Raw genomic sequence first — 22,992 nt, 5'->3', positions numbered from 1 at the left:
TTTTTTCACCTAACCTTTTAAATTGATCCTTTTAGTGGACATATTCGTATCCGCAAATCAACTTCCAAGAATTGGATTAAAAATAATTTCATTTTCTTTTTCAAGTGTAAATACAATATTATCATTTACCAGCTGATCCTTAACTCCTCCGACTAAATTCAATGCAGACGATAGAACGTCGGGATCCCCAATTGCGGTAATAATAAAAGGTGCGGGATGCTGAACTCCATCTACTGTAATGACAGGTCCATTGCAATTTATGTAGGAGTGGCTTGTAAGCCTTTGACCGTTAATCGCTACAGCAGCAGCACCTGAAATATAAAGTTCATTTACCACTTTAAAAATATGAAACTCATGAACAAGGTAATTATTTACATTATCTTCCTTCGGGTCATATGCTCCATCAGCTAACGTTATCTTGACCCCTTTTCCCTTAACCTTTACTTTTCCTAAAAACATCCGATATTTTTCAGCATCCTCTGCAAGGTTAAAAAAAAACTGTGCTTCTTTGGACAGATCCTTTTCATTTTCAAGGACCTTAGCTTGTTTTTGATTTAATTCCTTTTGAAGCTTTCGATTGGTTTCCTCTTGAGCAATCAACTGGTTTCTTAAATCAAGGGTCTTTTCGTATTGCTTTCCGGATAGGCTAGATTGTTCTTTTTGGTTTTGTTGTTGTGTCATATGATAGGAAAAGGCAATCATATAACCGAGAACAAGAAATACCAGGGATAAAATAACATGCTTACCCGTTACCTTTATCTTTTTCAACTTGCTTATCCTCCCCTTGCGGGTCATATGCCTTAAAATATGAACCAACTTCTAAGTCGATAACCCCTTTTTTGTTAGGGTCTAACTGGCTTATAATGGAAGGATAATTCACCATCTTTTCTGAAAAAGTTCTTAATGTGGCACTTACTTCGAAACCGTCATTCATAAATAAGGAAATATGATATTGGTCAGTTTTATTCGGAGTATAATGGATTTCAGATATGGAGTTTAGAATTTCATTAGGAAGATTTCTAAGTCCTGTTACCATTTGATTTAGTGCTGCACCTTCTTTGAAATCGAAGAGGATGGGAAAATTGCCTGAAATTTCATTCGTTTTTCGATCCGTTATAATCTTACCGTTTTCCATCACTGGAAAATACACTTTGTTTTTTTCAAGGTAAGCAATTCTATTATGTTCTTGCACTTGAATTATGATCGTGTTCGGCCAGTGAATTTTAATAATTGCTTTCTTTATTTCAGGTAAGCTTGTTAATTTTGCGGAAACGTCTTGTGTTTTTACCTTCCAAATATTTGTATTATTCGAAAGTCCCGTTTTGTTGATTAATTCTGCAGTAGAATACATTCCATTTCCTACTACAGTAATCTTTTTCACATGGCTTAGTGGCGATTGTACATAAGCGACAACTACAATTAATGTAAAAAACAAAAACAGCATGAATATTAGTCTTCTGTTTGCTTTTCGCCGTCTTTGCTCCTTAAGCTTTGGAATTCGATCCTCAAGATCAACGATTTTACCTTTATCCATCCCTTTCCCTCCACATGTATTGCAGTTGCGCCAAAAGTACTAAATAGAGCTTGTTCAAAATAAAAACATAGTTTACTAGAGATTACCTCTAAAAGTGAAAACAACGGCACGAAAAATCATGCCGTCATTCTTTTTCTTTAACAATTTTTCCTATACATAATGAGTAATTATATCACAATATTTGTCATTCGCACGATTATTTCTTCATTATTTCCGTCCAATAATTTCTACTTCTGTTTCCATTTTTATTTCATATAAATTGTAAATCGTATCCTTAACAAATTGTATTAATGAAAGGACGTCTCCGGCTGTGGCATTTCCGGCATTTACAATAAAATTCCCGTGCATTTCCGAAATTTTTGCCCCACCGATGCTGTGTCCTTTTAACCCTGCAACTTCAATTAGTTTTCCTGCATAATTTGGTAGCGGATTACGGAAAATACTGCCTGCACAAGGAAAATTCCAAGGCTGGGTATCTTTTCGGTAATCCTTATTTTTTTGCATTTGTGAAACAATGACCGCTTTATCTCCCTCACTGAGATTAAAAACAGCTTCAACAACAATTCCCGGGCGTATTTTTTGCAATACCGAAGTTCTGTAGGTGAACCCCATTTCTTCCTTTGAGAGCCATTCCATTGACCCATCTTCAAATAAAACGTGAGCAGCATTTAAAATATTACTGATATCCGAACCATGCGCACCGGCATTCATATAAACCGCTCCACCCACAGAGCCGGGGATACCACTTGCAAATTCAAGTCCAGTATACCCTTTTTTACTAATTATTGTGGCAAGGCTAACCAAGGAATGACCACCGCCTACTGTTAGCTCTTTATCGTTAATGGCCATTTGATCCAACCCGGTTCCCAGCTTAATGACAACCCCTTCAATTCCTTTGTCAGAAACTAAAAGATTGGACCCTCTGCCAATTGCCCTCCACTGTAAGTTATGGTTTCTTACAACCTTCATCACCTTTTTTAAATTATCAACTGAAGATGGTTCAATAAATATATCTGCCGGTCCGCCAATCTTGATTGTGGTGTGATAGGCAAGAGGTTCATTTTTCTTTACCTTCCCGATTTTTAAATCTTGTAATTCTTTTATTATTCCGTCCATTTATACCACCCTATCTTTCTAAAAACGACGTTTAGTTCAGTTTATGCCAAAAGTCTATATGGGCTACTTTTGATTTAAATTTACGAGTTGTTTCATTAATTCGTAAAGTCTCTGGGCAGAATCAGGGACACCTAGTTTTTTCGCCTTCATTTTCATTACTTTTAGATTTTCATTATTTAACAAGATACGATCTATGGATTGGACAAGGCTTTTATTATTTAAATCTTTTTCCAAAAGTAATTCCGCAGCTCCATTATCACTGAGTGATCTCGCATTTTTTTCTTGATGATTATTAGTGACGTACGGACTTGGAACAAGAATACTTGGAATTCCGAGTGAGGTAATTTCTGCCAAGGTGGTAGCTCCTGCTCTTGAGACAACTAAATCAATTCCTGCGAGCACTTCCGGCATATTATGAACAAATGGCTTTATCACAACATTTCCGGGATTCCCGACTAATTCTACTTCTTTTTTTACAGCTTCAAAATGGACATCTCCGGTGATATATAATACCTGGTATGGTTTACCGCCTAATTCAGACAATGATTTTACGACCGCTTCATTTATTGGTCTTGCTCCCCGGCTGCCGCCAAAGATCAATACTGCCGGCAATGTTGTACTTAATCCGGCAGAAAGGCGGCCTCGGATGCCATCCTTTCCAATAACCTCTGAAGCCCGTGGATTTCCGGTAAAAACTACTTTATCAGCTGGAAAATAATCTTTCGCTTCTTCAAAACAGACAGCGATTTTTTGCACGTAACGACTTAAGAATTTGTTGGTCAATCCTGGAACACTATTTTGTTCATGAATAATGGTTGGAATATGAAGTTTGGCCGCAGCATATACAACAGGACCGCAAACATAGCCGCCGGTTCCAATCACGATGTCCGGCTTGAATTCTTTTAATAATCTTTTACTATCCTTTGCCCCTTTTAGAAAGCGAAAAATAGTTTTAATATTCTCAAATGAGAGCTTTCTTTTAAAACCCGTTATATGGATGGATTTAAAAGGAATGTTCTCACGCGGTACGATTTTACTTTCCAAACCGTTTTTTGTTCCTATGTATAAGACTTCCGCATCCTTTGACACTTTTTGAACTTCTCTTATCAGTGCAAGAGCCGGATAAATATGTCCGCCGGTCCCTCCGCCACTTATTACGATTCTCATTTTTCCACCCCTATAATAATTAACACCTAATTGCATACCCTATATTACTATAAAACCCCACGTAAAAAAGCGATTGAAAAAAGAATGTTATCTAATTGTAATGAAATATTGTTTATTAACCGGTTTTTAAATTAAATTTACCTGACGGGAAAAACAAAAAGAACCCTGCCTTGTTAACAGGGTGTATTTCAGTATCTTGCATAGCGGCTAATATTGAGAAGTACACCGATGGCCATCAACATTAACGTTAAGGATGAACCTCCATAGCTTAAGAATGGCAGTGTAATTCCTGTAACCGGCATCAGCCCTGTTACAACGCCTATATTGATCATAACTTGTATTGCAACCATTGCAATTATTCCAACCGCAAGAAAGCTTCCGTATAAATCAGGAGCTCCAAGAGCGATACGAATTCCCCGCCATAGCAAAAGTGCAAATAGAATCAAGATAAAGGAACCGCCGATAAAGCCTAACTCCTCAGAAAGAATCGCGAAAATAAAATCTGTTTGTGGCTCAGGGAGATAAAAAAACTTTTGTCTGCTTTCACCAAGGCCAAGTCCGAACAAACCGCCCGGTCCAATTGCATAAAGAGATTGGATAATTTGAAATCCACTTCCAAGGGGGTCTGACCATGGGTCTAAAAAGGAAGTAATCCTCTTAATTCGATACGGAGCCGACGCAATCAGCCCGACAAACCCGGCAACGCCCATAAAACCTAAAAATGCAAAATGACCGATTCTTGCACCGGCAACAAAGATCATGACAACGCAGGTCCCAATCATCACGGTTCCCGTACCAAGATCGGGTTGCAGCATTATCATAGCAAAAGCTGTAAAAGCAAGTCCCAATGATGGAAGAAGACCTTTTTTGAAGGAAGTAATTAATTTTTGCTTCTCTGAAAGGTATTTTGCTAAAAATGCAATCATCGCAAGTTTCATAAATTCAGATGGCTGGATAGAAAAGGCACCTACCCCAATCCAGCTTCTCGAACCGTTTCTAACATTACCGATTCCCGGGATTAGAACAAGAACTAACAAAACAAAGCAAACAATGAGAATAGTTTTAGCCCAGGTCCTCCATGTCCAGTAGTTAATATTCATAATAAAAAACATGGCAGCAATTCCAACTCCGGCAAAAAGAATTTGCCTTTTTGCAAAGAAGAAAGAATCATGAAATTTATATTCGGCCCATATTGCACTTGCACTATACACCATTATAAGCCCTACTGCCAGCAGCGTAAAAGTAACAATCATCAAAATAAAATCAGGGGTTGTTCTCTTTGTCGGCACCACACACACCTCAGGCTACAGTTTTAGGGCGAGTAGAACCACTAAGGAGAACCCCAAGTGGACAAGCCCTTACTTAAGCTTATGCACCGCTTCGATAAAAATGTCTCCTCTGACTTCAAAAGTTTTATATTGATCCCAGCTTGCACAAGCAGGTGATAACAAAATGATGTCGCCTGTTTCAGAATATTCGAAAGCCGCAGGTACCGCCTTTCCAACATTATCGACACGCTTGATTATTTTTATTCCCGTCTCTTTTCCAACCCGCTCAATTTTTGGAGCAGTTTGGCCAAAAGTAATTAATGCCTTAACATTCTTTAAGTACGGGATCAGTTCATCAAATTCATTGCCTCGGTCAAGGCCCCCTGCTAATAGAATCACCGGTTTTTGAAAAGCAGCTAATGCATTAACTGTTGCCAAAATATTTGTCGCTTTTGAGTCATTATAAAATTTTCTCTCAGCAATTTCAGCTACAAATTGCAGGCGATGTTTAACACCTGTAAAAGTTCGCAATACCTCTTGGATCGCCGAATTTTCCACGCCTGAAAGCTTTGAAGCAGCCATTGCCGATAAAATGTTTTCAAGGTTGTGAACGCCAGGAAGCGCAATTTCACTCACCTTCATTACTTTTTCTCCATTAAAACAAATCCACTCATTTTCTAAATAGGCACCATTAGATAATACCTTTTTGGTAGAAAAAGGAATAATTGTAGCATTGGAATTTTTGGCAATTTCTAGCGTATCATTCTGGTCTGCATTGACAATCAAATATTCATATCCAGTTTGGTTTTTCGTAATATTTGCTTTCGCTTTTATATATTCTTTTCTTGTTCCATGATAATCTAAATGGGCATCATACAGATTAGTAATAATCGCAATTTTAGGGTTGAATGTTTCGATTCCCATTAGCTGGAACGAAGACAATTCAATAACAATCGTATTTTCTTCTGTGGCGCTCTGGGCTACGCCTGATGCAACTGTTCCGATATTACCAGCAATTAATGGCTGTTTATTCCCTTCATTTAACATCTCAAAAACAAGCGTTGTTGTCGTTGTTTTTCCATTTGTGCCTGTTATAGCAATAAAGGGAGCTTCTGAGATTTGATAGGCGAGTTCGACCTCTGTAATTACAGGTATACCTTTTTCAAAGGCTCCCTCAATCATTGGATTGTTATAGGGAATTCCCGGGTTCTTCACGATTAATTCAAAGCCATCTTCAAGAAGTTCAATCGGATGCTCACCGCAAATTACTTTTATTCCTTGTTCTAATAACCCTTGTGCCTCCGGATTTTCTGATAAGGGCTTTTTATCATTTACGGTTACAAATGCACCAAGCTTATGTAAAAGCGCTGCTGCTGTTACCCCGCTTTTAGCGAGTCCTAAAACAAGTATTTTTTTATAACGATAGGATTCAATCCGCTTCAATTACAACCACACCTCAATATAGATTCCAAGAATCGCAAATAATAGACCAACGCTCCAAAACGTGACGACAACTCTCCATTCCGACCAACCTACCAGCTCATAGTGATGATGTAATGGGCTCATACGAAATATTCGTTTACCCGTCGTTTTAAAGGAAGCAACCTGCAAAATGACCGATAGGGTTTCAATAACAAATACACCGCCAATAATTATAAGCAATAATTCAAGTTTAGTTAAAATGGCGATAGTTGCAATTGCACCACCAAGTGCAAGTGAGCCTGTGTCGCCCATAAAAACCTTTGCCGGATGTGCATTAAAAACTAAAAATCCTAAAACTGCACCAACAACCGCTACCGAGAAAATAGCAATTTCAACTTGTGATTGGTTCCATGCGAGAACTGCATAAGCTCCAAAAGCAATAGCAGCGGTTCCGGATACTAAGCCATCCAGTCCATCAGTTAAGTTAACTGCATTGGAAAAGCCTACAAGCCAAAAAATAATGAAAAACACGAAAAACCAGCCTAAATCAATTGAATAACCGCCAAATGGCAAGCTTACTTCCGTAGGATAACCATTTTGCTTATATATCAGATAAAAAATAACGGAAATAATGATTTGACCTAAAAGTTTTTGTTTTGAGGTTAAACCTAAATTTCGTTTCAATGCTACTTTTATAAAATCATCCAGAAAACCTAGAAGACCAAATCCAATAGTAACCAGAAGTAGTAAATAGGTTTTCACTGTTGGTTCCGAAAATTTCCCTGTCATTACAAGAGTGGTAATAATAATTGAAAAAAGAATCATGATGCCGCCCATTGTTGGTGTTCCTGTTTTCTTTTGATGGGATTTAGGACCTTCTTCGCGAATGCTTTGTCCAAATTTCAACCTTCTCAAGAAGGGAATAAATATCGGAGAAAGCAATACTGAAATAAGAAAAGCCATTATAATTGTGAAGAAGATAACTTGCTCCAGCATATTATCCCCTCCTTTCAGGATAAACGTCTTTGTTTTCAGCTTCTGCTCTTTTCAGCATCACAGCTATATCATATGTTTGGTTATTTTTGTTAAGAAGTTTTTTGTTTAAAAAATCAAATTTAGTCATATCCATTTTCTTTTCAGTTTCTCCATCTAATTTTTCTAAATAAAGCTGTAAAAGTATTCTTACTGCTTCCACAGGGTCTTCCGTAAAAAAAACAGGGAATTGACTCGGAGTATAAAGCGGAAGGTTTTGTGCTTTATCCCAAATTGCAGCAATCGCGCCATTAGCAATGGCTTCCGAAAGCTCCCCGGATTCCTTGTTTAAGGGGATAAAAATTCCTTTTGGCTGTAAGACTTTTGACTGATCCGTTACAGTATAAAACAAAAGATTGGGCTCTTTTGCCCCCCTGCTATCAGCAAACAAATATGCTAAGTCTTTAAAAGCTAAATACATACTATCTCCCCTCAATTGCTACACGCGCTACAAGCCGGTCATCAAAATCGTGAACCTGACTGCCGATTATCTGATATGTTTCATGTCCTTTTCCGGCAATTAAAATCACATCACCTGTTGAAGCCTGTTTGATTGTCTTAATAATCGCTTCTTTTCGATCAGGAATGACTAAATACTTTTCACCCTCTACTCCTGCTTCCATTTCCTTCAGTATCACTATTGGATCTTCACTTCTCGGATTATCTGAGGTGAATATAGCATCGGTTGAATATCGGCAAGCAATTTTTGCCATTAATGGCCGTTTTGTCCGATCACGGTCTCCCCCACAGCCAACTAATACAAATACCCTTTCTTTGGCGAAATGCTGAATTGTTTTCAGCACATTCTCGAGACTATCCGGGGTATGGGCATAATCAACAATGACGGTGAAATCTTGGCCTGCATTGACGAGTTCAAATCGTCCCGCAACTCCCGAAATACTTTCAACAGATTTGATGATTTCATTTATCGGAATACCTGAAACGAATGCAGCAGATATACTTGCCAGAACGTTGTAAACGCTGAATTTCCCAATAAACTGGATGCTCATCGGAAATTTATTATCTTGAATCTCCAAATCAAAGGTTGTTCCTGCCGCAGTCATTTGAATATTAGTTGCACGGATATCCGCATCATTGTCAATTCCGTATGTAACGACATGTGCAGCAGTTGATTTTTGATACATTCCCGAAGCGGGGTCATCTGCATTCAATATAGCGAATTTTGGTTTATGTGTATCAAAGGTATTTCCTAGACGCGCAAATAATAAGCTCTTGGCCCGTTTATATTCATCCATCGTTTCATGATAATCAAGGTGATCCTGTGATAGATTTGTAAATACAGCAACATCATAGTCACAGCCGTGAACTCTGCCCATATCTAAGGCATGCGAAGAAACCTCCATAACAGCTAAATCAACACCCTCTTTAACCATATGACTAAAGGTTTGTTGAAGTGTCAAGCTTTCTGGAGTTGTATTTTTTGTTTCAAATGTTTTATCGCCAATTTTTGTATACATCGTTCCAATCAAACCAGTTGTTTTTCCTGCATCAGAAAAAATCTTTTCGATCAGATGGCTTGTTGTTGTTTTCCCATTTGTCCCCGTAATCCCAATTAAATGTACTTTCTTAGTCGGCTGACCATAAAAAGCATCGGCTAGAACAGCCATGGCCCTTACTGTATCCTTAACAATTATGACCGGTACCTTAAGCGGCAGGGGATGTTCAGCAAGGATTGCCACAGCACCATTTTCCACGGCAGATTGAGCAAAATCGTGGCCGTCCACCGTATACCCTTTAATACAAATAAATAAGCTCCCTTTTTGCACCTTCCGATTATCATTTTCAATTGATATAATTTCCGGATTTTCTCCCTTAAAAGGAATTAACGGGTGCAAATGTTTAAGTAGCTCCTGTAGCTTCATTTTCCTCAAATCCTCTCGTGACTAGCAAATCACTATTCCAGCATTTACAATTTTAGTGTCTTTTTCAAAAAGTTTCACTTTATTTTACATGAAAATAAATATTTTTGCCATGATACCATTAGAATTAGGAATGAAAAAATAGGCGGCGGAAAATATTCCGGCCGCCTTAATTTTTAAAATATTAGAAAGATAAGTTGAAAGTTCGTTTGCTGTCTAGCTAAACCGCGGGGCGCTTCCGCTTTTCTAAGTTAATTACCTTTACTAAAATAAAGTCTGACCGTTGATCCTTCTTTCACTTTTGATCCCGCTTCAGGTGACTGCCTTACAACAACATCCCCTTCTCCGCTTACATCAATTTTCAAATTTAGCAGCTGTTCTGTTATTTCCGCTTTTGTTAAACCTGTTAAATCAGGCAGTGTAACTAATGGAATATCATCCCAAGCCTTTTTCTTTTCGATTTGATCTTTTCGCGGAGGAACACCCAAGGACGTCAATCCATCCTTCATGATAGCTCCGACGATTGGTGCAGTTACAGTTCCCCCAAATGCCAAGGTACCTTTTGGATTATCTACCGCAACATACACAACAAGCTGTGGGTCATCTGCTGGAGCAAATCCAATAAATGATACAATGTAGTTATTTTCCAAATAGTGTCCGTTTTGTGCTTTTTGGGCTGTTCCCGTTTTTCCGCCTATTCGATAGCCATCAACAAACGCTCTTCCCCCAGTACCTTGAGCAACAACACTCTCAAGAGCATAACGGATTTCTTTCGATGTTTTTTCTGATATTACTCTCCTTTTTTCAACTGGCGAGTTCCTCATAACAACATCCTTTGTAACAGGGTCAATCAACTCTTTTGCAATATAGGGCTTATACAGAATACCCCCATTAATCGCTGCTGAAACAGCGGCAACTTGTTGAATCGGGGTAACAGATACGCCTTGACCAAAGGCAGTAGTTGCCAATTCGACAGGTCCAACCCGGTTGAGGTTAAATAAAATTCCCGTACCTTCCCCTTGTAAATCAATTCCGGTCTTTTGCCCAAAACCGAAATTTTTAATATATTTAAACAACGTATCTTTACCAAGCCGGTTGCCTAGTTCAACAAAACCGGGGTTACAGGAATTCTGGACAACTTGTAAAAAAGTTTCGCTCCCATGTCCGCCACGCTTCCAGCATTTTAATCTGGCACCTGCAACCTCGACCGAGCCGGGGTCATAAAAGTGATCCTCAAAGTTAACCTTACCTTCTTCAAGTGCCGCTGCAAGTGTGATAATTTTAAACGTAGAACCCGGTTCATAGGTTGACCATACAGGGAGATTCCTGTTATAGACCTCTTGCGGGACATTACGAAAATTATCAGGGTCAAATGTTGGCCGGCTTGACATCGCTAGTATTTCACCGGTGTTAGGCTTCATCGCTATCGCAACCATACCGTCCGGATGATATTTTGCTTCTGCGATGTCCAGCTCCCTCTCAACAACCGTTTGGATTTTCGTATCAATCGTTAATTTTAAATCGAGGCCGTTGACAGGTTTTTCATAGTCATCCGGCATATCATTCATCCGCTCACCTTTTGCATTAGCATAGAATTTAACTGATCCCCGTTTACCGCTAAGCTCTTTATCATAGTATTTTTCTAATCCCATCAAGCCCTGGTTGTCCACTCCTGTAAACCCCAAAACATGAGAGAGATAGCTTCCGAACGGATAACTTCTTTTTGAATCTTCTCCGATATATACTCCTTCAAGTCCTAAGGCTCTAATTTCCTTTGCCTTATCGTGGGAGATTTTACGCCCTTCTTTTAAGCGAATGATGGATTCACCCTGAGTTATTTCTTTATATGCCTTTTCTTTAGGCATATTTAAAACTGCTGCCAGCTTTTCGGAGGTGGTTGCAGGGTCTTTAATTTGCCGTGGGACAACCCAGACAGTCGGAGCACTGACATTTGTTGCTAATGGTATTCCATTTCGATCAACAATCTCTCCCCGTTGTGGTTCAAACGGAATATTCCGGCTCCATGAACCCTTAGCTCCTTCCGTTAACCAATCTCCAAGAAAAAACTGAACATAGCCCAGACGGACATCAATTATTAAGAAGGTCAGAATTCCCACGAAAAGGGCTATCATTAATCGTTTACGGACAGTGACATTTGAAACACGCATAATATGAACGAGCCTCCTTTAACCTGGTCCGTTCATTTATATGCTTGTACTTTTTTGAATAGAACGCTGTTTTGAAGGGTTGTCTTTACATTTATCGATTTTATTAATTCTGTATTATCGTCTTAATTTCCACCATTTTTCTTACCTGATGAATCGTTTCCTGACCCATTCTGATTTGATGAAGCATTATTTTTTAACTGTTCTTCAGGTGTAATTAAATCAACAATTAATGCATCTCCTTGATGCAGCGGAGCCCCTGTTTTCATATTTTGATTAACTACATAGCCGTTTCCTGAAGTAGTTAATTTTAAGCCTGCTAATTTTGCCACTTTCATCACATCACGAAGCGACCATCCTGTCATATCAGGTACCGTAATATCCCCATCAGTTTGGATTATCACTTTTTCTCCCTCAATGATCGTTGAACCCGCCTTCGGAAGCTGTGCTAAGATTTTTGAACCTTTACCGAGAACCACTGTTTCAATCCCTTGCTGTTTAAAGCTTTTTACAGCCTGATCCACGGATTGACCATTTAGGTCAGGAAGTTGATTTGCAACAGCTTTTTCTTGCTTAGAAGGCTGAATATTTAAATATTGCAAGCTATTTTTCATAACTGGGTCAAAAATCTCTGAAACTGGAATTGACCCTTTTGTATAATCATCTACATTTGGTTGTTGGACAGCCACATAGACGAGCAACTTGGGATCGTCTTTTGGAGCCATGCCTAAAAACGAAAAGACATAATTGGACGGTCCGGTTAAGTATCCACCTTTAGGATCGGGAATTTGTGCAGTCCCAGTTTTCCCGGCTACACTGTACCCTTCAATTTTGTAACGGCTTCCAGTACCCTTCGGAGAAGTAATTACCGTTTCGAGAATATCACGGACTTTTTTAGCTGTTTCAGCCGAAATTGGTGTTCCCACAACTTCTGGTTTTGTTTGCAAAATGGTTTCTCCTGTGTCATGGTTGACTATCTTGTTCACCACATGCGGTTTAATCATTTTCCCATCATTCGCAACCGCTGTGGCTGCCTGGATTTGTTCAATAGGTGTAATAGCTGTCCCTTGGCCAAAAGCAGTATTAGCCTTCTCAATCGGATATTGATAGAGAATCTTTCCTGCTGCTTCATTTGGAAGCTCAATACCGGTAGGTTTATCAAAGGCAAACTTTGTTAAATATTCCCGGAATCGATCAAAGCCTAGCTTCTCATTGGCAATTCTTGCAAAACCAACATTGGAAGATCGTTGAACACCTTCTAAAAAGGTAATATTCCCCCATCCATTTTTATTCCAGTCATAGACTGGGGGACTTTTTGGAGTTACTAAATATTTACCGGATGGGTAGGTTTCATTCGGATTAAATACGTTTTCCTGTACAGCTGCCGAAAGTGTAAAAACTTTCATAGTAGACCCTGGTTCGAAGGAAGTTTCAACCGCCAGATTTTGCCAACTATTTTCTATACCTTCTTTTGTTTTCGGTGCAAAGGTCGGTCTTTGTGCCATTCCTAATATTTCTCCCGTTTTCGGGTCTGCGACTATCGCAATCATTTTTTTCGGCTTATATTCCTGATCCACTTTATTCATGGCATCTTCCAGAAATGTTTGGATTTTCTTGTCGATGCTTAAATAAACATCATTACCATTTTGCGCAGGGGTTATTTTTTGTTTTCCGCTCGGTAGCAAGTAGCCCCACAGGTCACTTTGATAGTCAATTTTGCCATCTTTTCCTGTTAACTCTTTGTTCAGAGTTTTCTCAATCCCCATTTTTCCAACTGTTTTATAGGTACCATCCTTCTGTTCAACGGGATCTGCATATCCAACTAAATGGGAGGCAAAGATTCCATTTGGATAAAAGCGTGTTGAATCGCGGATAAAGGTAATTCCGGGAAGATGTAATTTTTCTATTTTATCCTTTGTATCACTGGATATATCTTTTCCTGCACTTCCAAATTCTACTTGAAACTGCTTTTTCGTTAAAATACTATAAATCTCAGATTCACTCAATTTAATATATTTCGCCAGTTCACTAGCAGTTTTCCTCGGATCAACAACATTCATTGGTTTTTTTGGATTTGTTGTCATTTTCTTACTTAAAATTGCCACAAGATCATATGCAGCAGTGTCTTCTGCAACAACCTCCCCATTTCGGTCATAGATACTACCTCTTTGTGCTGTTAAGGTACCTTCCCTTTTGTATTTTTGTGCGGCTTTGGCAGCAAGCGGCTGTCCGCCAACCTCACCAGTGAATTCAATAGAGAAATACCTAAAAAGAACTATAAAAAAGAGCAGGCCGAATATTACAAATAATACGGCTGCTCCGAGATTAATATTTGGCTGTTTCTTGATCATTTTCCTGGCACAACCTTGACATTATTTTCATTAATTTCAAGACCCATTTTTTTTGCTTTATCCAAAATACGTTGGTAGTTGCTAAGGTCGCTAACTTTAACCTGCAGATCATTGTTTACCGTTTTCTGATCGTTAATCACGTTTTGCGTTTCCTGAATACTTTTGTTTACCTGATAAATTTCAGCTTGATTCGAAATAATATTCACAGCTCCGAAACAAACTAAACCAGCAAAAACTAAACCAATTACTTTCTCCCCTGGAGTTAGCCAGTACTTTTGGGCCGTTTCTTTCCTCACATCTTGATTTGTTAGTTCCACCTGCTGCTGCTGTTGCTGTTGCTGCTGCTGAAATTTCCTGGCAAGATTACTCATTCTTTCCCCTCCAAATAATTTTTTTATAATTTTTCTGCAATACGAAGCTTTGCAGATCGGGCACGGTTATTCTGTTCTAACTCTTCTTCAGATGGAAGAATCGGTTTACGAGAGACTAACTTTAATATTGGTTTATACTCATCAGGAATAATTGGCAAACCTGGGGGCAAATCTGGTGTTTCACTTGCTTTTTTAAAGGCTGCTTTGCAAATACGATCCTCTAAAGAGTGAAAGGTAATTACACTTATTCTCCCGCCTGGATTTAACAATTCAATTGATTGATTTAAGGACTGCTCAAAAACCGATAATTCATCATTGACCGCAATTCTGACTGCTTGAAAAATTCGTTTGGCAGGATGTCCACCTTTTCTACGTGCTGGTGCTGGAATTGCTTCTTTAATCAAATCGACGAGTTCACCAGTGGTTTCTATTGGTTTCGAAACTCTAGCCGCTTCAATTTTCCGGGCAATTTGTTTAGAGAATTTTTCCTCTCCATAGCGAAAAAAAATACGGACTAAATCTTCAAAGGACCAATGATTGATAACATCATACGCTGAAACGGACGCGTCATTATCCATCCTCATATCTAATGGTGCATCATGGTGATAGCTAAAGCCTCTTTCCGGTGTATCCAATTGCGGCGATGAAACACCAAGGTCATAGAGGACTCCATCGACTTTATCAATTCCCAGATTTTCAAGTTCTTCTTTTAAATATAAAAAGTTGCTTTTAACAATAGTCAGTTTTTCGTGATGGGCGGATAGTTTCTCTTTTGCATGAGCGATAGCTGTTTCGTCTTGATCGAAGGCGATTAATTTTCCCTTTTCACTTAATTTTGTAAGAATGACCGAACTATGTCCGGCACCGCCCAATGTACAATCTACATAGATACCATCAGGCTTAATATTTAATCCTTCTACAGCTTCCTTTAACAAAACCGTTGTATGTTCAAACATGTTGCTGCCACCTCTTTCCAATCGAACGATATTAATGGGAGTATTATTTTAAAATAACTTCTCCATTATATATCAAACCCAATCATATTTTCTGCAATTTCGGCAAAAGATTCTTCAGACTCTGAAAAATAGTCTTCCCAAATCTGTTTACTCCAAATTTCAATTCGATTGGAAACACCCAAAATCACACATTCTTTTTCCAACTTAGCATATTGAAGGAGCGGGGTCGGTATATTGATTCTCCCTTGTTTATCCAGTTCACTCTCGGTTGCGCCGGAAAAGAAGAATCTTGTAAAAGCACGGGCATCTTTTTTAGTCAGGGGTAAGCCTTTTAATTTTTCTTCCAAAAGAACCCACTCTGATAACGGGTAACCAAACAAACATTGATCCAAACCGCGAGTAATGATAAACAACTCACCAAGGTCATCGCGGAATTTGGAGGGCACAATCAAGCGGCCTTTAATATCAATGCTATGATGGTATTCACCCATAAACATACCCAATACCCCCACTTTCTTTTATAAGAGTACCACATTCCCCCACTTTCCTCCACTTATTTTAATACAATTCGTGTCTAAAATGTGAAAATCCTTTTTTAACAGGATATTTTATAAAAAAGGCTGTTTTCGGATCGATTATTGTTTTTCGTACAAAGCTAACATGTATTTATCTATGGTTTCGTACTCTTTTCTGCATTAATGACCTATTCTCATCTATAAAAACTTGTATAACTCACTAATTAGCATCAAATAGCAAAAAATTTTAGAAAAGAGCCTAAAAAAAAGAAACTTCACATCAACGGTGAAGTTCCTCTATATTTTCACAACCTTATGGAGTCCATCAAATTCATAACATAAATCCATTAATTCATGAATGAAGCTTAGACTATATTGATTCAAATAATAAAATACATTCCACATTCTTTCCTGCGGGAAACCATCAGGTCTAAGGGAAAGGTCTACTCGGGCATATTTAGTAAGAATAACATTGTGTTTTTTCTTCACTGCTTCTTCCAATTTGGTTTCCATAAATCCAATTTCTTTAAGTAAGTAATTCTCATTTTTCTTTAATAATGGCAGAAGTCCCTTATCGAGCTGAGCTGTTTTTGCTTCTATAAGCTGATACTGCTTTAAAAGTTGTTCTTTGGCAGTAAAAAACAAGTCATTTACTTCCTTGTCTTTAATTGATTCCAGAAATTTTTCTCTCCCAGCATTTGTTCCTCTACTCAATACTTCCGATAAGTTTAAATGTAACTCTAGCAGGTCTGTTTCAACTGAACGATCAAGCAAAGTTATATTCAAACGAGGGACGATAGGAGGCATTTTTATATTAAAATGCTCAAATACAAGCTTTAGTTCAGCCCAATAAGAGATTTCACCGGGTCCTGCAATAAAAGCAAGCGTCGGAAAAAGCCATTCCTGCATCAATGGTCTTGTTACCACATTATTGCTTAATTTTGCAGGATCGCTGTTTGCAATCTCCACCAATTCTTCTTTAGAAAAAGAAACTACTCCACTTTTCCCCACAAAGCGATCGTTTGAGCGATCATACTCAAGCAATATTCTTTCATTAAGTCTTTGATCATAATAAAACAAGTTTGCTGCTTGATCTCCTGCTTCAATTGTTATCGGAAATCCTTCGTTACTTATTGCTTTTTGCTGTTCCAGCAGCGAAAAAGTAATGGAATCATGGTGATGAATTTGTTTTGATAATAATTCGCGCTGAAGATAACGGAAACGACTGTCTCCTGAATCAACAATTAACAGGCCATAATCTTTAAAGAGTTCCATGATAATATTGGCAAAGAAATCGACAAAAGTAGCCGATTTCTCCAGCTGCTTTTCAGCAAATTCCAGCAGTAAATTCGTGTAATCCGTTTCACCAAAATTCTTAATTACATTTTGCACCCATAAAAGGCAATTATCCTTGTTCAGATGGATATCTGATACCATCTTCTTTTGCAGAACCTTTTCCGGATAAATCCACTTATCGACTTTGTCTTCCATCGGAACAAAAACATGATTTACTTCCTGGAAATCATGATCTTCTCCCGCAATCCAAAAAACAGGAACGACGGGTACACCCAGTTGCCGTTCTTTTTGTTCTGCTAATTTGATGATCGAGATAACTTTATGTATCGAATAAAGTGGTCCTGTAAGGATTCCTGCTTGTTGCCCCCCGATGACAACGACGCTATTTTTTTGTTTCAATTTTTGAATTGAAGCTTGAATAGCCTTAGATGATGGGTAGTTTTTCATGAATTTTTCAATATGTGCTGCAACCTCTTCACGAGGAAACGATCGATTAGTTAACTCAGCTAATCTTTTCCGATCTTCCGTCAATTCATTATAACGATAATGGAAAAATGGCTGGATGGCAGGAGATTGTTCCAAATAGTTTGAAGCAAACCGATTCGTTGCCGGTAAAGAGAGATTTAAAATCTCCATTTATGTACTTCCTTTCTGATCATCCATATTCATTCTTTACAAAGTATAGCATTAACCATCGCTTATGAAAAAAAACTTTGCTTACAAATGATGATATTCATTAAAATCTTTCTGTAAACTCTTTTCCTTTTATCAAATAATAAAAATTTTCAACTTGCGGTGCCTTTTTTTCTTGCTCAAATGCCTTTTCTATTAAAAAGCCCAAAATCGCATCTACTTCTGTAGCTCTCCCGGCTTCGATATCTTTTAACATCGATGAGCGATTATCTGCTGTATTTTGGCAAATATTAATAATTTGTCGAAGATGCTTCTCATGGTCTTCCAAGTTTAAAATATAGAAAACTTCAGTATATAGATTTTTTAAGACTTTAAAATAGAACTGATTTTTTATCAGTTCACCGTTCTTCACTTGAAGTATTGCCGTTAATGGATTAATAACCGCATTAACAATTAATTTATTTACCAATAATTCATAATAATCCTCACAAAATACAAGCGGAAAATTCGCAGAAACTGCCCTGGAAAATTCACGGAGGATTGAAGAATCTCCTTTATATACAGCTGCATTTGTTTTACCTTCTCCATTATGGCTTACGGTAAAGTCATCCTCTTTATACGCCCCATGCTCAACAGATCCGATAAAGAGATTCTTTACCGGTAATTTTTCAAGATCCTTTAAATGCCCCATTCCATTTTGCACAAATAGGAGGCTACCAGGCAGTGATTCTAATTCTTTTATTTTTTCAAAAATGGACCCAAGCTGAAACTGCTTTACCGTAATGACCGTTAAATCTTCTTTACCTTTCCACTCAGAAATCGGAAGAGCCTTAACCTTTATTGTAGCTTGAGTTGACCCTCTCTTAAGTACCAAACCATATGCATTAATCCCATTTGCCTGTTCATCTGTCCGCGTATAAATCGTTACGGGGAAAAAACTGCTAATATAAGAGGCAAATAATAAACCGATAGAACCAGCACCAATAATTCCAATTTTCATGAAATCCCTCATTTTTCGTCTTTAACCATTATTTTAGCAAATGCTGTCCCTTTTTTGCATTTTCAAACAGCAAAAGGCTGACTTTTAAGTCAGCCTATATGCATTAAACCGGATAGACCGGGTGTTTCCGAATACTAAAGGTTAGCTCTTTTGTTTCATAGTAAGCAAAACGCTGACTTAACACGGCTCTTAATTCCGATGGAGCAACTATTTCATCAACAATAAGCTCTGATGCCAGCTTATATATATCAATATGCTCCTTATATTCCTTATGTTTTGCTTGGACAAAAGCTAAGCGCTCTTTCGGATCTTCAATTTCATTAATCTTGTTTGAATATACTGCATTTACAGCTGCCTCAGGGCCCATTACGGCAATTTGTGCTGTAGGTAATGCAATACAGCAATCCGGTTCAAAGGCTGGACCCGCCATCGCATAAAGTCCTGCCCCATATGCTTTCCTGACAACCACGGAAATTTTCGGAACTGTTGCAGAACTCATCGCTGCAATTAATTTCGCTCCATGCCTTATGATCCCGGCACGTTCAACCTTTGTACCGATCATAAAGCCCGGGACATCAGCAAGGAACAATAAAGGAATATGAAATGCATCGCATAGCTGAATAAATTTTGCCCCTTTATCCGCGGAATCAACAAAAAGGACACCACCCTTTGCTTTCGGCTGATTGGCAATAATTCCCACAACTCTTCCATCAATTCTGGCAAACCCGGTAATTAATTCAGTTGCAAACAGCTTTTTTACTTCATAAAAACTGTCTTCATCAATTAAGGTATTTATACATTCATACATATCGAATGGCGCATTTTGATTTTCGGGGATAATCGCTTCAAGTTCACGCCCATTTTTTGGAGCAATCCCATTCAGCAACTTTGGTTTTTCTTTAAAACTAGAAGGGAAATAACTAATATATTTCTTAGCAGATTCAATTGCTTCCTCCTCACTGAAGGCGAGAACATCACCGCAGCCGCTATCAGTGCAATGCATCCTCGCTCCTCCCATTTCCTCAAGCGTTACTTTTTCGCCAATGACCTTTTCGGCCATACGCGGTGATCCAAGGTACATCGAAGCATTCTGATCTACCATAATGACGATATCACAAAACGCGGGAATATACGCACCACCTGCTGCCGAAGGTCCAAAAAGAATGCAAACCTGCGGAATCATTCCGGAAAGTTTTACTTGATTGTAAAAAATACGGCCTGCCCCGCGACGATTTGGAAACATTTCCAATTGATCTGTTATCCTCGCACCTGCCGAATCTACCAGATAGAATAAAGGAACTTTTAATTTTTCGGCTACTTCTTGTATACGGATAATTTTTTCTACTGTTCTTGCTCCCCAAGAACCGGCTTTAATCGTAGAATCATTAGCCATGACACAAACGGTCTGACCATTGATTTTGCCAATCCCGGTAACAACACCATCCGCAGGAAGGTCTTTAGCTTGAACATTAGCGAATTTCCCATCTTCTTCAAACTTACCTTCATCAAATAATAATAAAAGGCGTTCACGAACAAACAACTTCTTTTGTTCCTTAAGCTTTTCGTGATATTTCGGATGTCCACCTGCTTCGATGATTCTTCTTTTTTCATTCAATTGTTCATTTAACGTATTTGTTGTTGCCATTATTCTCCACCTCACCTACTTCTATTCTAAAACGATTATCACGTCACCTTCGTTGACAAAATCACCAATACCTACTTTCAATTCTTTAACAATACCCTCGCTACCGCTTTCAATCGGAATTTCCATTTTCATTGATTCAAGCAATAATACCTCTTGGCCCGGGGCAACTTTTTCACCATTTGATACTAAAAGATTTAAAACCGTACCTGCCATTGTAGCTGTAATTTCTCTCATTATAATTTCTCTCCTTATTTCGCTAATTTTTTGGTTAAAAAGCTTGTCGTATATACCCCTTTTTTGAAGTCCTCATTCTCAAGAATGCCTTCTTTGAATGGAACAATCACGTTCAAGCATGTGCACGATGTTTCCTTCATGGTCACCGAAAATTTGTACTTCGACATGCCTCGCATCGGAATTATATTTTTCAATAAAAACATCATCAATTTATTATGTTTCTACAACATTCTCCGAATTTCCTGCAATTTTTGTAAACGGTTTCTGTGGTTTATTTAAAGAAATTTTTATCCATTTGATATATAATAATATTAATTCATTTTAAATAATTTAAAATTATTTCTTCTCCATGTTATTCGCGAATAAATGAATATATTCAAAGTGATCATTTTTTAGGAGGTAGACAAATGCCAGCAAAAGTTGAAAAATTAAAAGTTAATTTTAAAACCTTAGAAGAGTTTAAAAAATTTAAAGAATATGGGATTCAGGAGCTTTCCATGTTTGAGGACCTGGAAGCGAATATGATTGAAGATGATAGTGACTCACCATTTTACGGGATATATTACGGAGACAAACTAGTAGCTCGAATGAGTCTATACCAAATTGACGCAAAATTCGATCGTTATTTTTCTCCTCCGCAAAATTATTTGGAAATATGGAAACTGGAAGTCTTGCCGGATTATCAAGGAAATGGTTACGGGAAAATTCTCGTAGAGTTCGCCAAAAGATTTGGTCTTCCAATTAAAACAAATCCAAGAATGCAGTCAAGTGGATTCTGGGGAAAAATGGACTTTTCAAATGTTGAATACGATATGGAGCGCGACCGTGGAGAGAATCCTTTCCTTTGGTATCCGGAGGGCGTTGAAGTACAGAAAAATTAAAAAAATGACATGCAAAAGCGGACCTAAAAGTCCGCTTTTTTTATTTCTCTACTCTTTCGAGATTACCATTTTTGTCCATTTGAAACTTAACTTTTTGCTGTCGGTCCTCCTCTTGCAGCACAACCATTTTACGTGCCTTCTCCATTATTTCAATTAAGGAGCGGTAATCCTCTTGGATTTCCTTAAGATTCTTTGTTAGTCTTTCATTTTCAGCTGCAAGATAGTAGGATTTCTTTTCTAATTCTTTAATTCTTTCAAAAGATTTTTCTCTATCTTCCTCAATTCTCGAGGAAACCTCAGCTTTTTTATGAATCCCTTCCAAGAAATGAATAACTGCTTGGAATGTAATCGTCCCATTAGAATTTAACGAGGATGAAATTCGTTCCTCCACGTTTGTCAGTTCTTCAGGTTTTTCAGATGCATCCTGAACACCTTGTTTTTTTAATTCTTTTCTTTGCTTCTTTGCAAGTTCTATTCCGGATTTATATTGTTTTCTTACAAATGAGTTCCAACGGAACCCACATGCAGCAGATGTTCTTGAAAGTTGTTTTCCTACTTCCTCAAATGCCTGCAGCTGAGTCCCGCCTTCACGAATATGTCTTAACACCACTTCAGCTAACAGCAAATCTTCGTCTTGGGACCAAGCATCTTGTCGAGTCGGTGACATATTAATCCCTCCTAATGTTTTTATTCATAATATGCATCTACTAGAAAAGATAGACTTAAACAAGAGTCGGGTTTTAATCTTTATTCATTGTTTTTTTACTCAGAAATTTTTTTACATGTCCTATGTGAACATCGCCCTCCCAAAGGACTGCACAATTATTAACTTCTTCTTCTATTCTTTCGCTTAATTTCGCTTCTTCCCATTTTCGAATCCACACTTTTTTATATGATTGTAAAACCCTCGGATCGTTTGATAAAAGATTCGCCAGATATGTTTCACACGCAAGTAGTGAGTCATAAGCAAATAGTCCATCAATAAACCCTATTTCTGTTAAATATTCCGCTGTATGTAATTCTGCATCCATTAGCAGCTTCATAGCTTTTGAAGCGGCAAACTTTTCCGCTACAATTGATCCACCACCCCAGCCGGTTGTTATTGCCTGCTTTCCATGAACAAACCCGGCCTTAATACCTGTTCGTGCCAAACGAAAATCACAAGCTGCAGCAAGCTCGCAACCGCCCCCTAATGCGATTCCATTCATTAATGCAAGGGTCGGTTTAGGCAAGGTAAGTAAGGAATAGAGGATATTCCCCATTTTTGATAGCATCTGATAGGCATCCTCTTTCGTTTCCAGACGATGAAAAACTGACAAATCCCCGCCAGAACAAAAGGCATGGTCCCCTATCCCTGTAATGACCAGCGCTTTTATATCAGTTTCATTTGCCAGCTTAATAGCTTCGGTTAACCCCTGCATGACTTCATAATTTATTGCATTCCTTTTTTCACTTCTTGCAATTGTAAATAATAAATAACCCATTTCACGTTTCTCAATCGTATAAGCCAAGCTCCCTCTTCCTTC

General features: G+C 38.2%; 21 protein-coding genes and 1 pseudogene. 1 reads left to right on the top strand and 21 read right to left on the bottom strand.

The genetic code is table 11. The features are described 5' to 3' along the window. Positions 1-57 precede the first annotated feature (57 nt). From J2S10_RS08240 to J2S10_RS08150, 19 genes and pseudogenes are all read right to left on the bottom strand, one after another. Complete coding sequence (locus J2S10_RS08240; protein WP_307406781.1) at positions 58-795, bottom strand: DUF881 domain-containing protein; 738 nt, start codon at positions 793-795, stop codon at positions 58-60. Beyond that, the gene (locus J2S10_RS08235; protein ID WP_307406352.1) at positions 743-1,534 is read right to left on the bottom strand and encodes a cell division protein FtsQ/DivIB; all 792 of its coding nucleotides are present in this window, start codon (positions 1,532-1,534) and stop codon (positions 743-745) included. Before J2S10_RS08235 ends, J2S10_RS08240 begins: the two co-directional genes overlap by 53 nt. Before the next feature lie 207 nt (positions 1,535-1,741). After that, positions 1,742-2,650: a UDP-N-acetylmuramate dehydrogenase gene (gene murB, locus J2S10_RS08230; protein WP_307406346.1), complete on the bottom strand. Its 909-nt coding sequence runs from the start codon at positions 2,648-2,650 to the stop codon at positions 1,742-1,744. Between the two features lie 63 nt (positions 2,651-2,713). Further along, on the bottom strand, positions 2,714-3,817 hold the full coding sequence (gene murG / locus J2S10_RS08225) for an undecaprenyldiphospho-muramoylpentapeptide beta-N-acetylglucosaminyltransferase (RefSeq protein ID WP_307406344.1): 1,104 nt from the start codon (positions 3,815-3,817) through the stop codon (positions 2,714-2,716). A 188-nt stretch (positions 3,818-4,005) separates the two neighbouring features. After that, positions 4,006-5,070, bottom strand: coding sequence for a stage V sporulation protein E (gene spoVE, locus J2S10_RS08220; protein ID WP_370876183.1), 1,065 nt, complete (start codon positions 5,068-5,070; stop codon positions 4,006-4,008). Between the two features lie 105 nt (positions 5,071-5,175). Continuing rightward, entirely contained in the window at positions 5,176-6,528 is a 1,353-nt protein-coding gene (gene murD, locus J2S10_RS08215) for a UDP-N-acetylmuramoyl-L-alanine--D-glutamate ligase (RefSeq protein WP_307406339.1), read from the bottom strand. Next, positions 6,529-7,503, bottom strand: a complete 975-nt coding sequence (gene mraY / locus J2S10_RS08210; protein WP_307406337.1) for a phospho-N-acetylmuramoyl-pentapeptide-transferase — start codon at positions 7,501-7,503, stop codon at positions 6,529-6,531. It abuts the gene before it with no gap. A 1-nt stretch (position 7,504) separates the two neighbouring features. After that, a complete protein-coding gene (locus J2S10_RS08205) occupies positions 7,505-7,960 on the bottom strand; it encodes a hypothetical protein (RefSeq protein ID WP_307406334.1) in 456 nt (151 codons plus the stop codon). A gap of 1 nt (position 7,961) precedes the next feature. Continuing rightward, the gene (locus J2S10_RS08200) at positions 7,962-9,422 is read right to left on the bottom strand and encodes a UDP-N-acetylmuramoyl-L-alanyl-D-glutamate--2,6-diaminopimelate ligase (protein WP_307406332.1); all 1,461 of its coding nucleotides are present in this window, start codon (positions 9,420-9,422) and stop codon (positions 7,962-7,964) included. Positions 9,423-9,670: 248 nt separating this feature from the next. Continuing rightward, positions 9,671-11,587, bottom strand: a complete 1,917-nt coding sequence (locus J2S10_RS08195) for a stage V sporulation protein D (RefSeq protein WP_307406330.1) — start codon at positions 11,585-11,587, stop codon at positions 9,671-9,673. Positions 11,588-11,709: 122 nt separating this feature from the next. Next, positions 11,710-13,935 (bottom strand): penicillin-binding protein, encoded by a 2,226-nt coding sequence (locus J2S10_RS08190; protein ID WP_307406328.1) that lies wholly within the window; start codon positions 13,933-13,935, stop codon positions 11,710-11,712. Continuing rightward, positions 13,932-14,306 (bottom strand): cell division protein FtsL, encoded by a 375-nt coding sequence (gene ftsL, locus J2S10_RS08185; RefSeq protein ID WP_307406326.1) that lies wholly within the window; start codon positions 14,304-14,306, stop codon positions 13,932-13,934. The genes J2S10_RS08190 and ftsL overlap by 4 nt, the downstream gene beginning before the upstream one ends. A gap of 23 nt (positions 14,307-14,329) precedes the next feature. Beyond that, the gene (gene rsmH / locus J2S10_RS08180) at positions 14,330-15,262 is read right to left on the bottom strand and encodes a 16S rRNA (cytosine(1402)-N(4))-methyltransferase RsmH (RefSeq protein ID WP_307406319.1); all 933 of its coding nucleotides are present in this window, start codon (positions 15,260-15,262) and stop codon (positions 14,330-14,332) included. Between the two features lie 65 nt (positions 15,263-15,327). After that, a complete protein-coding gene (mraZ, locus tag J2S10_RS08175) occupies positions 15,328-15,759 on the bottom strand; it encodes a division/cell wall cluster transcriptional repressor MraZ (RefSeq protein ID WP_307406317.1) in 432 nt (143 codons plus the stop codon). A 315-nt stretch (positions 15,760-16,074) separates the two neighbouring features. Beyond that, the gene (gene bshC / locus J2S10_RS08170) at positions 16,075-17,709 is read right to left on the bottom strand and encodes a bacillithiol biosynthesis cysteine-adding enzyme BshC (RefSeq protein ID WP_307406315.1); all 1,635 of its coding nucleotides are present in this window, start codon (positions 17,707-17,709) and stop codon (positions 16,075-16,077) included. Between the two features lie 100 nt (positions 17,710-17,809). Next, positions 17,810-18,706 carry a 2-dehydropantoate 2-reductase gene (locus J2S10_RS08165; RefSeq protein ID WP_307406313.1) on the bottom strand — a complete coding sequence of 299 codons (897 nt, stop codon included), beginning with the start codon at positions 18,704-18,706 and terminating at the stop codon, positions 17,810-17,812. A gap of 103 nt (positions 18,707-18,809) precedes the next feature. Beyond that, a complete protein-coding gene (locus tag J2S10_RS08160) occupies positions 18,810-20,351 on the bottom strand; it encodes an acyl-CoA carboxylase subunit beta (protein ID WP_307406311.1) in 1,542 nt (513 codons plus the stop codon). 21 nt (positions 20,352-20,372) lie between these two features. Next, on the bottom strand, positions 20,373-20,585 hold the full coding sequence (locus J2S10_RS08155) for a biotin/lipoyl-containing protein (RefSeq protein ID WP_307406309.1): 213 nt from the start codon (positions 20,583-20,585) through the stop codon (positions 20,373-20,375). Between the two features lie 84 nt (positions 20,586-20,669). Then, a pseudogene (locus J2S10_RS08150) lies at positions 20,670-20,792 on the bottom strand (ATP-binding protein); the annotation flags it as partial. A 200-nt stretch (positions 20,793-20,992) separates the two neighbouring features. On the opposite strand from J2S10_RS08150, the gene J2S10_RS08145 reads away from it, so the two are divergent. Then, complete coding sequence (locus tag J2S10_RS08145; RefSeq protein WP_307406307.1) at positions 20,993-21,466, top strand: N-acetyltransferase; 474 nt, start codon at positions 20,993-20,995, stop codon at positions 21,464-21,466. A gap of 40 nt (positions 21,467-21,506) precedes the next feature. Here the strand turns inward: J2S10_RS08145 and J2S10_RS08140 are convergent, their stop codons facing one another. Both J2S10_RS08140 and J2S10_RS08135 read right to left on the bottom strand, forming a co-directional pair. Next, entirely contained in the window at positions 21,507-22,133 is a 627-nt protein-coding gene (locus J2S10_RS08140) for an RsfA family transcriptional regulator (protein WP_307406305.1), read from the bottom strand. A 73-nt stretch (positions 22,134-22,206) separates the two neighbouring features. Continuing rightward, on the bottom strand, positions 22,207-22,977 hold the full coding sequence (locus tag J2S10_RS08135; protein ID WP_307406303.1) for an enoyl-CoA hydratase/isomerase family protein: 771 nt from the start codon (positions 22,975-22,977) through the stop codon (positions 22,207-22,209). Positions 22,978-22,992 lie beyond the last annotated feature (15 nt).

The organism is Neobacillus ginsengisoli, from assembly GCF_030813055.1.
This window is presented reverse-complemented; position numbering and strand designations above follow the sequence as displayed.

Excerpts from the sequence above, each read along its gene's own strand:
- J2S10_RS08240 (WP_307406781.1), bottom strand. The coding sequence starts at position 795 with ATGACCCGCAAGGGGAGGATAAGCAAGTTGAAAAAGATAAAGGTAACG.
- J2S10_RS08235 (WP_307406352.1), bottom strand. The coding sequence starts at position 1,534 with ATGGATAAAGGTAAAATCGTTGATCTTGAGGATCGAATTCCAAAGCTT.
- murB (WP_307406346.1), bottom strand. The coding sequence starts at position 2,650 with ATGGACGGAATAATAAAAGAATTACAAGATTTAAAAATCGGGAAGGTA.
- murG (WP_307406344.1), bottom strand. The coding sequence starts at position 3,817 with ATGAGAATCGTAATAAGTGGCGGAGGGACCGGCGGACATATTTATCCG.
- spoVE (WP_370876183.1), bottom strand. The coding sequence starts at position 5,070 with ATGATTGTTACTTTTACGCTGCTGGCAGTAGGGCTTATAATGGTGTAT.
- mraY (WP_307406337.1), bottom strand. The coding sequence starts at position 7,503 with ATGCTGGAGCAAGTTATCTTCTTCACAATTATAATGGCTTTTCTTATT.
- J2S10_RS08205 (WP_307406334.1), bottom strand. The coding sequence starts at position 7,960 with ATGTATTTAGCTTTTAAAGACTTAGCATATTTGTTTGCTGATAGCAGG.
- J2S10_RS08200 (WP_307406332.1), bottom strand. The coding sequence starts at position 9,422 with ATGAAGCTACAGGAGCTACTTAAACATTTGCACCCGTTAATTCCTTTT.
- J2S10_RS08195 (WP_307406330.1), bottom strand. The coding sequence starts at position 11,587 with ATGCGTGTTTCAAATGTCACTGTCCGTAAACGATTAATGATAGCCCTT.
- J2S10_RS08190 (WP_307406328.1), bottom strand. The coding sequence starts at position 13,935 with ATGATCAAGAAACAGCCAAATATTAATCTCGGAGCAGCCGTATTATTT.
- ftsL (WP_307406326.1), bottom strand. The coding sequence starts at position 14,306 with ATGAGTAATCTTGCCAGGAAATTTCAGCAGCAGCAACAGCAACAGCAG.
- rsmH (WP_307406319.1), bottom strand. The coding sequence starts at position 15,262 with ATGTTTGAACATACAACGGTTTTGTTAAAGGAAGCTGTAGAAGGATTA.
- mraZ (WP_307406317.1), bottom strand. The coding sequence starts at position 15,759 with ATGTTTATGGGTGAATACCATCATAGCATTGATATTAAAGGCCGCTTG.
- bshC (WP_307406315.1), bottom strand. The coding sequence starts at position 17,709 with ATGGAGATTTTAAATCTCTCTTTACCGGCAACGAATCGGTTTGCTTCA.
- J2S10_RS08165 (WP_307406313.1), bottom strand. The coding sequence starts at position 18,706 with ATGAAAATTGGAATTATTGGTGCTGGTTCTATCGGTTTATTATTTGCC.
- J2S10_RS08160 (WP_307406311.1), bottom strand. The coding sequence starts at position 20,351 with ATGGCAACAACAAATACGTTAAATGAACAATTGAATGAAAAAAGAAGA.
- J2S10_RS08155 (WP_307406309.1), bottom strand. The coding sequence starts at position 20,585 with ATGAGAGAAATTACAGCTACAATGGCAGGTACGGTTTTAAATCTTTTA.
- J2S10_RS08145 (WP_307406307.1), top strand. The coding sequence starts at position 20,993 with ATGCCAGCAAAAGTTGAAAAATTAAAAGTTAATTTTAAAACCTTAGAA.
- J2S10_RS08140 (WP_307406305.1), bottom strand. The coding sequence starts at position 22,133 with ATGTCACCGACTCGACAAGATGCTTGGTCCCAAGACGAAGATTTGCTG.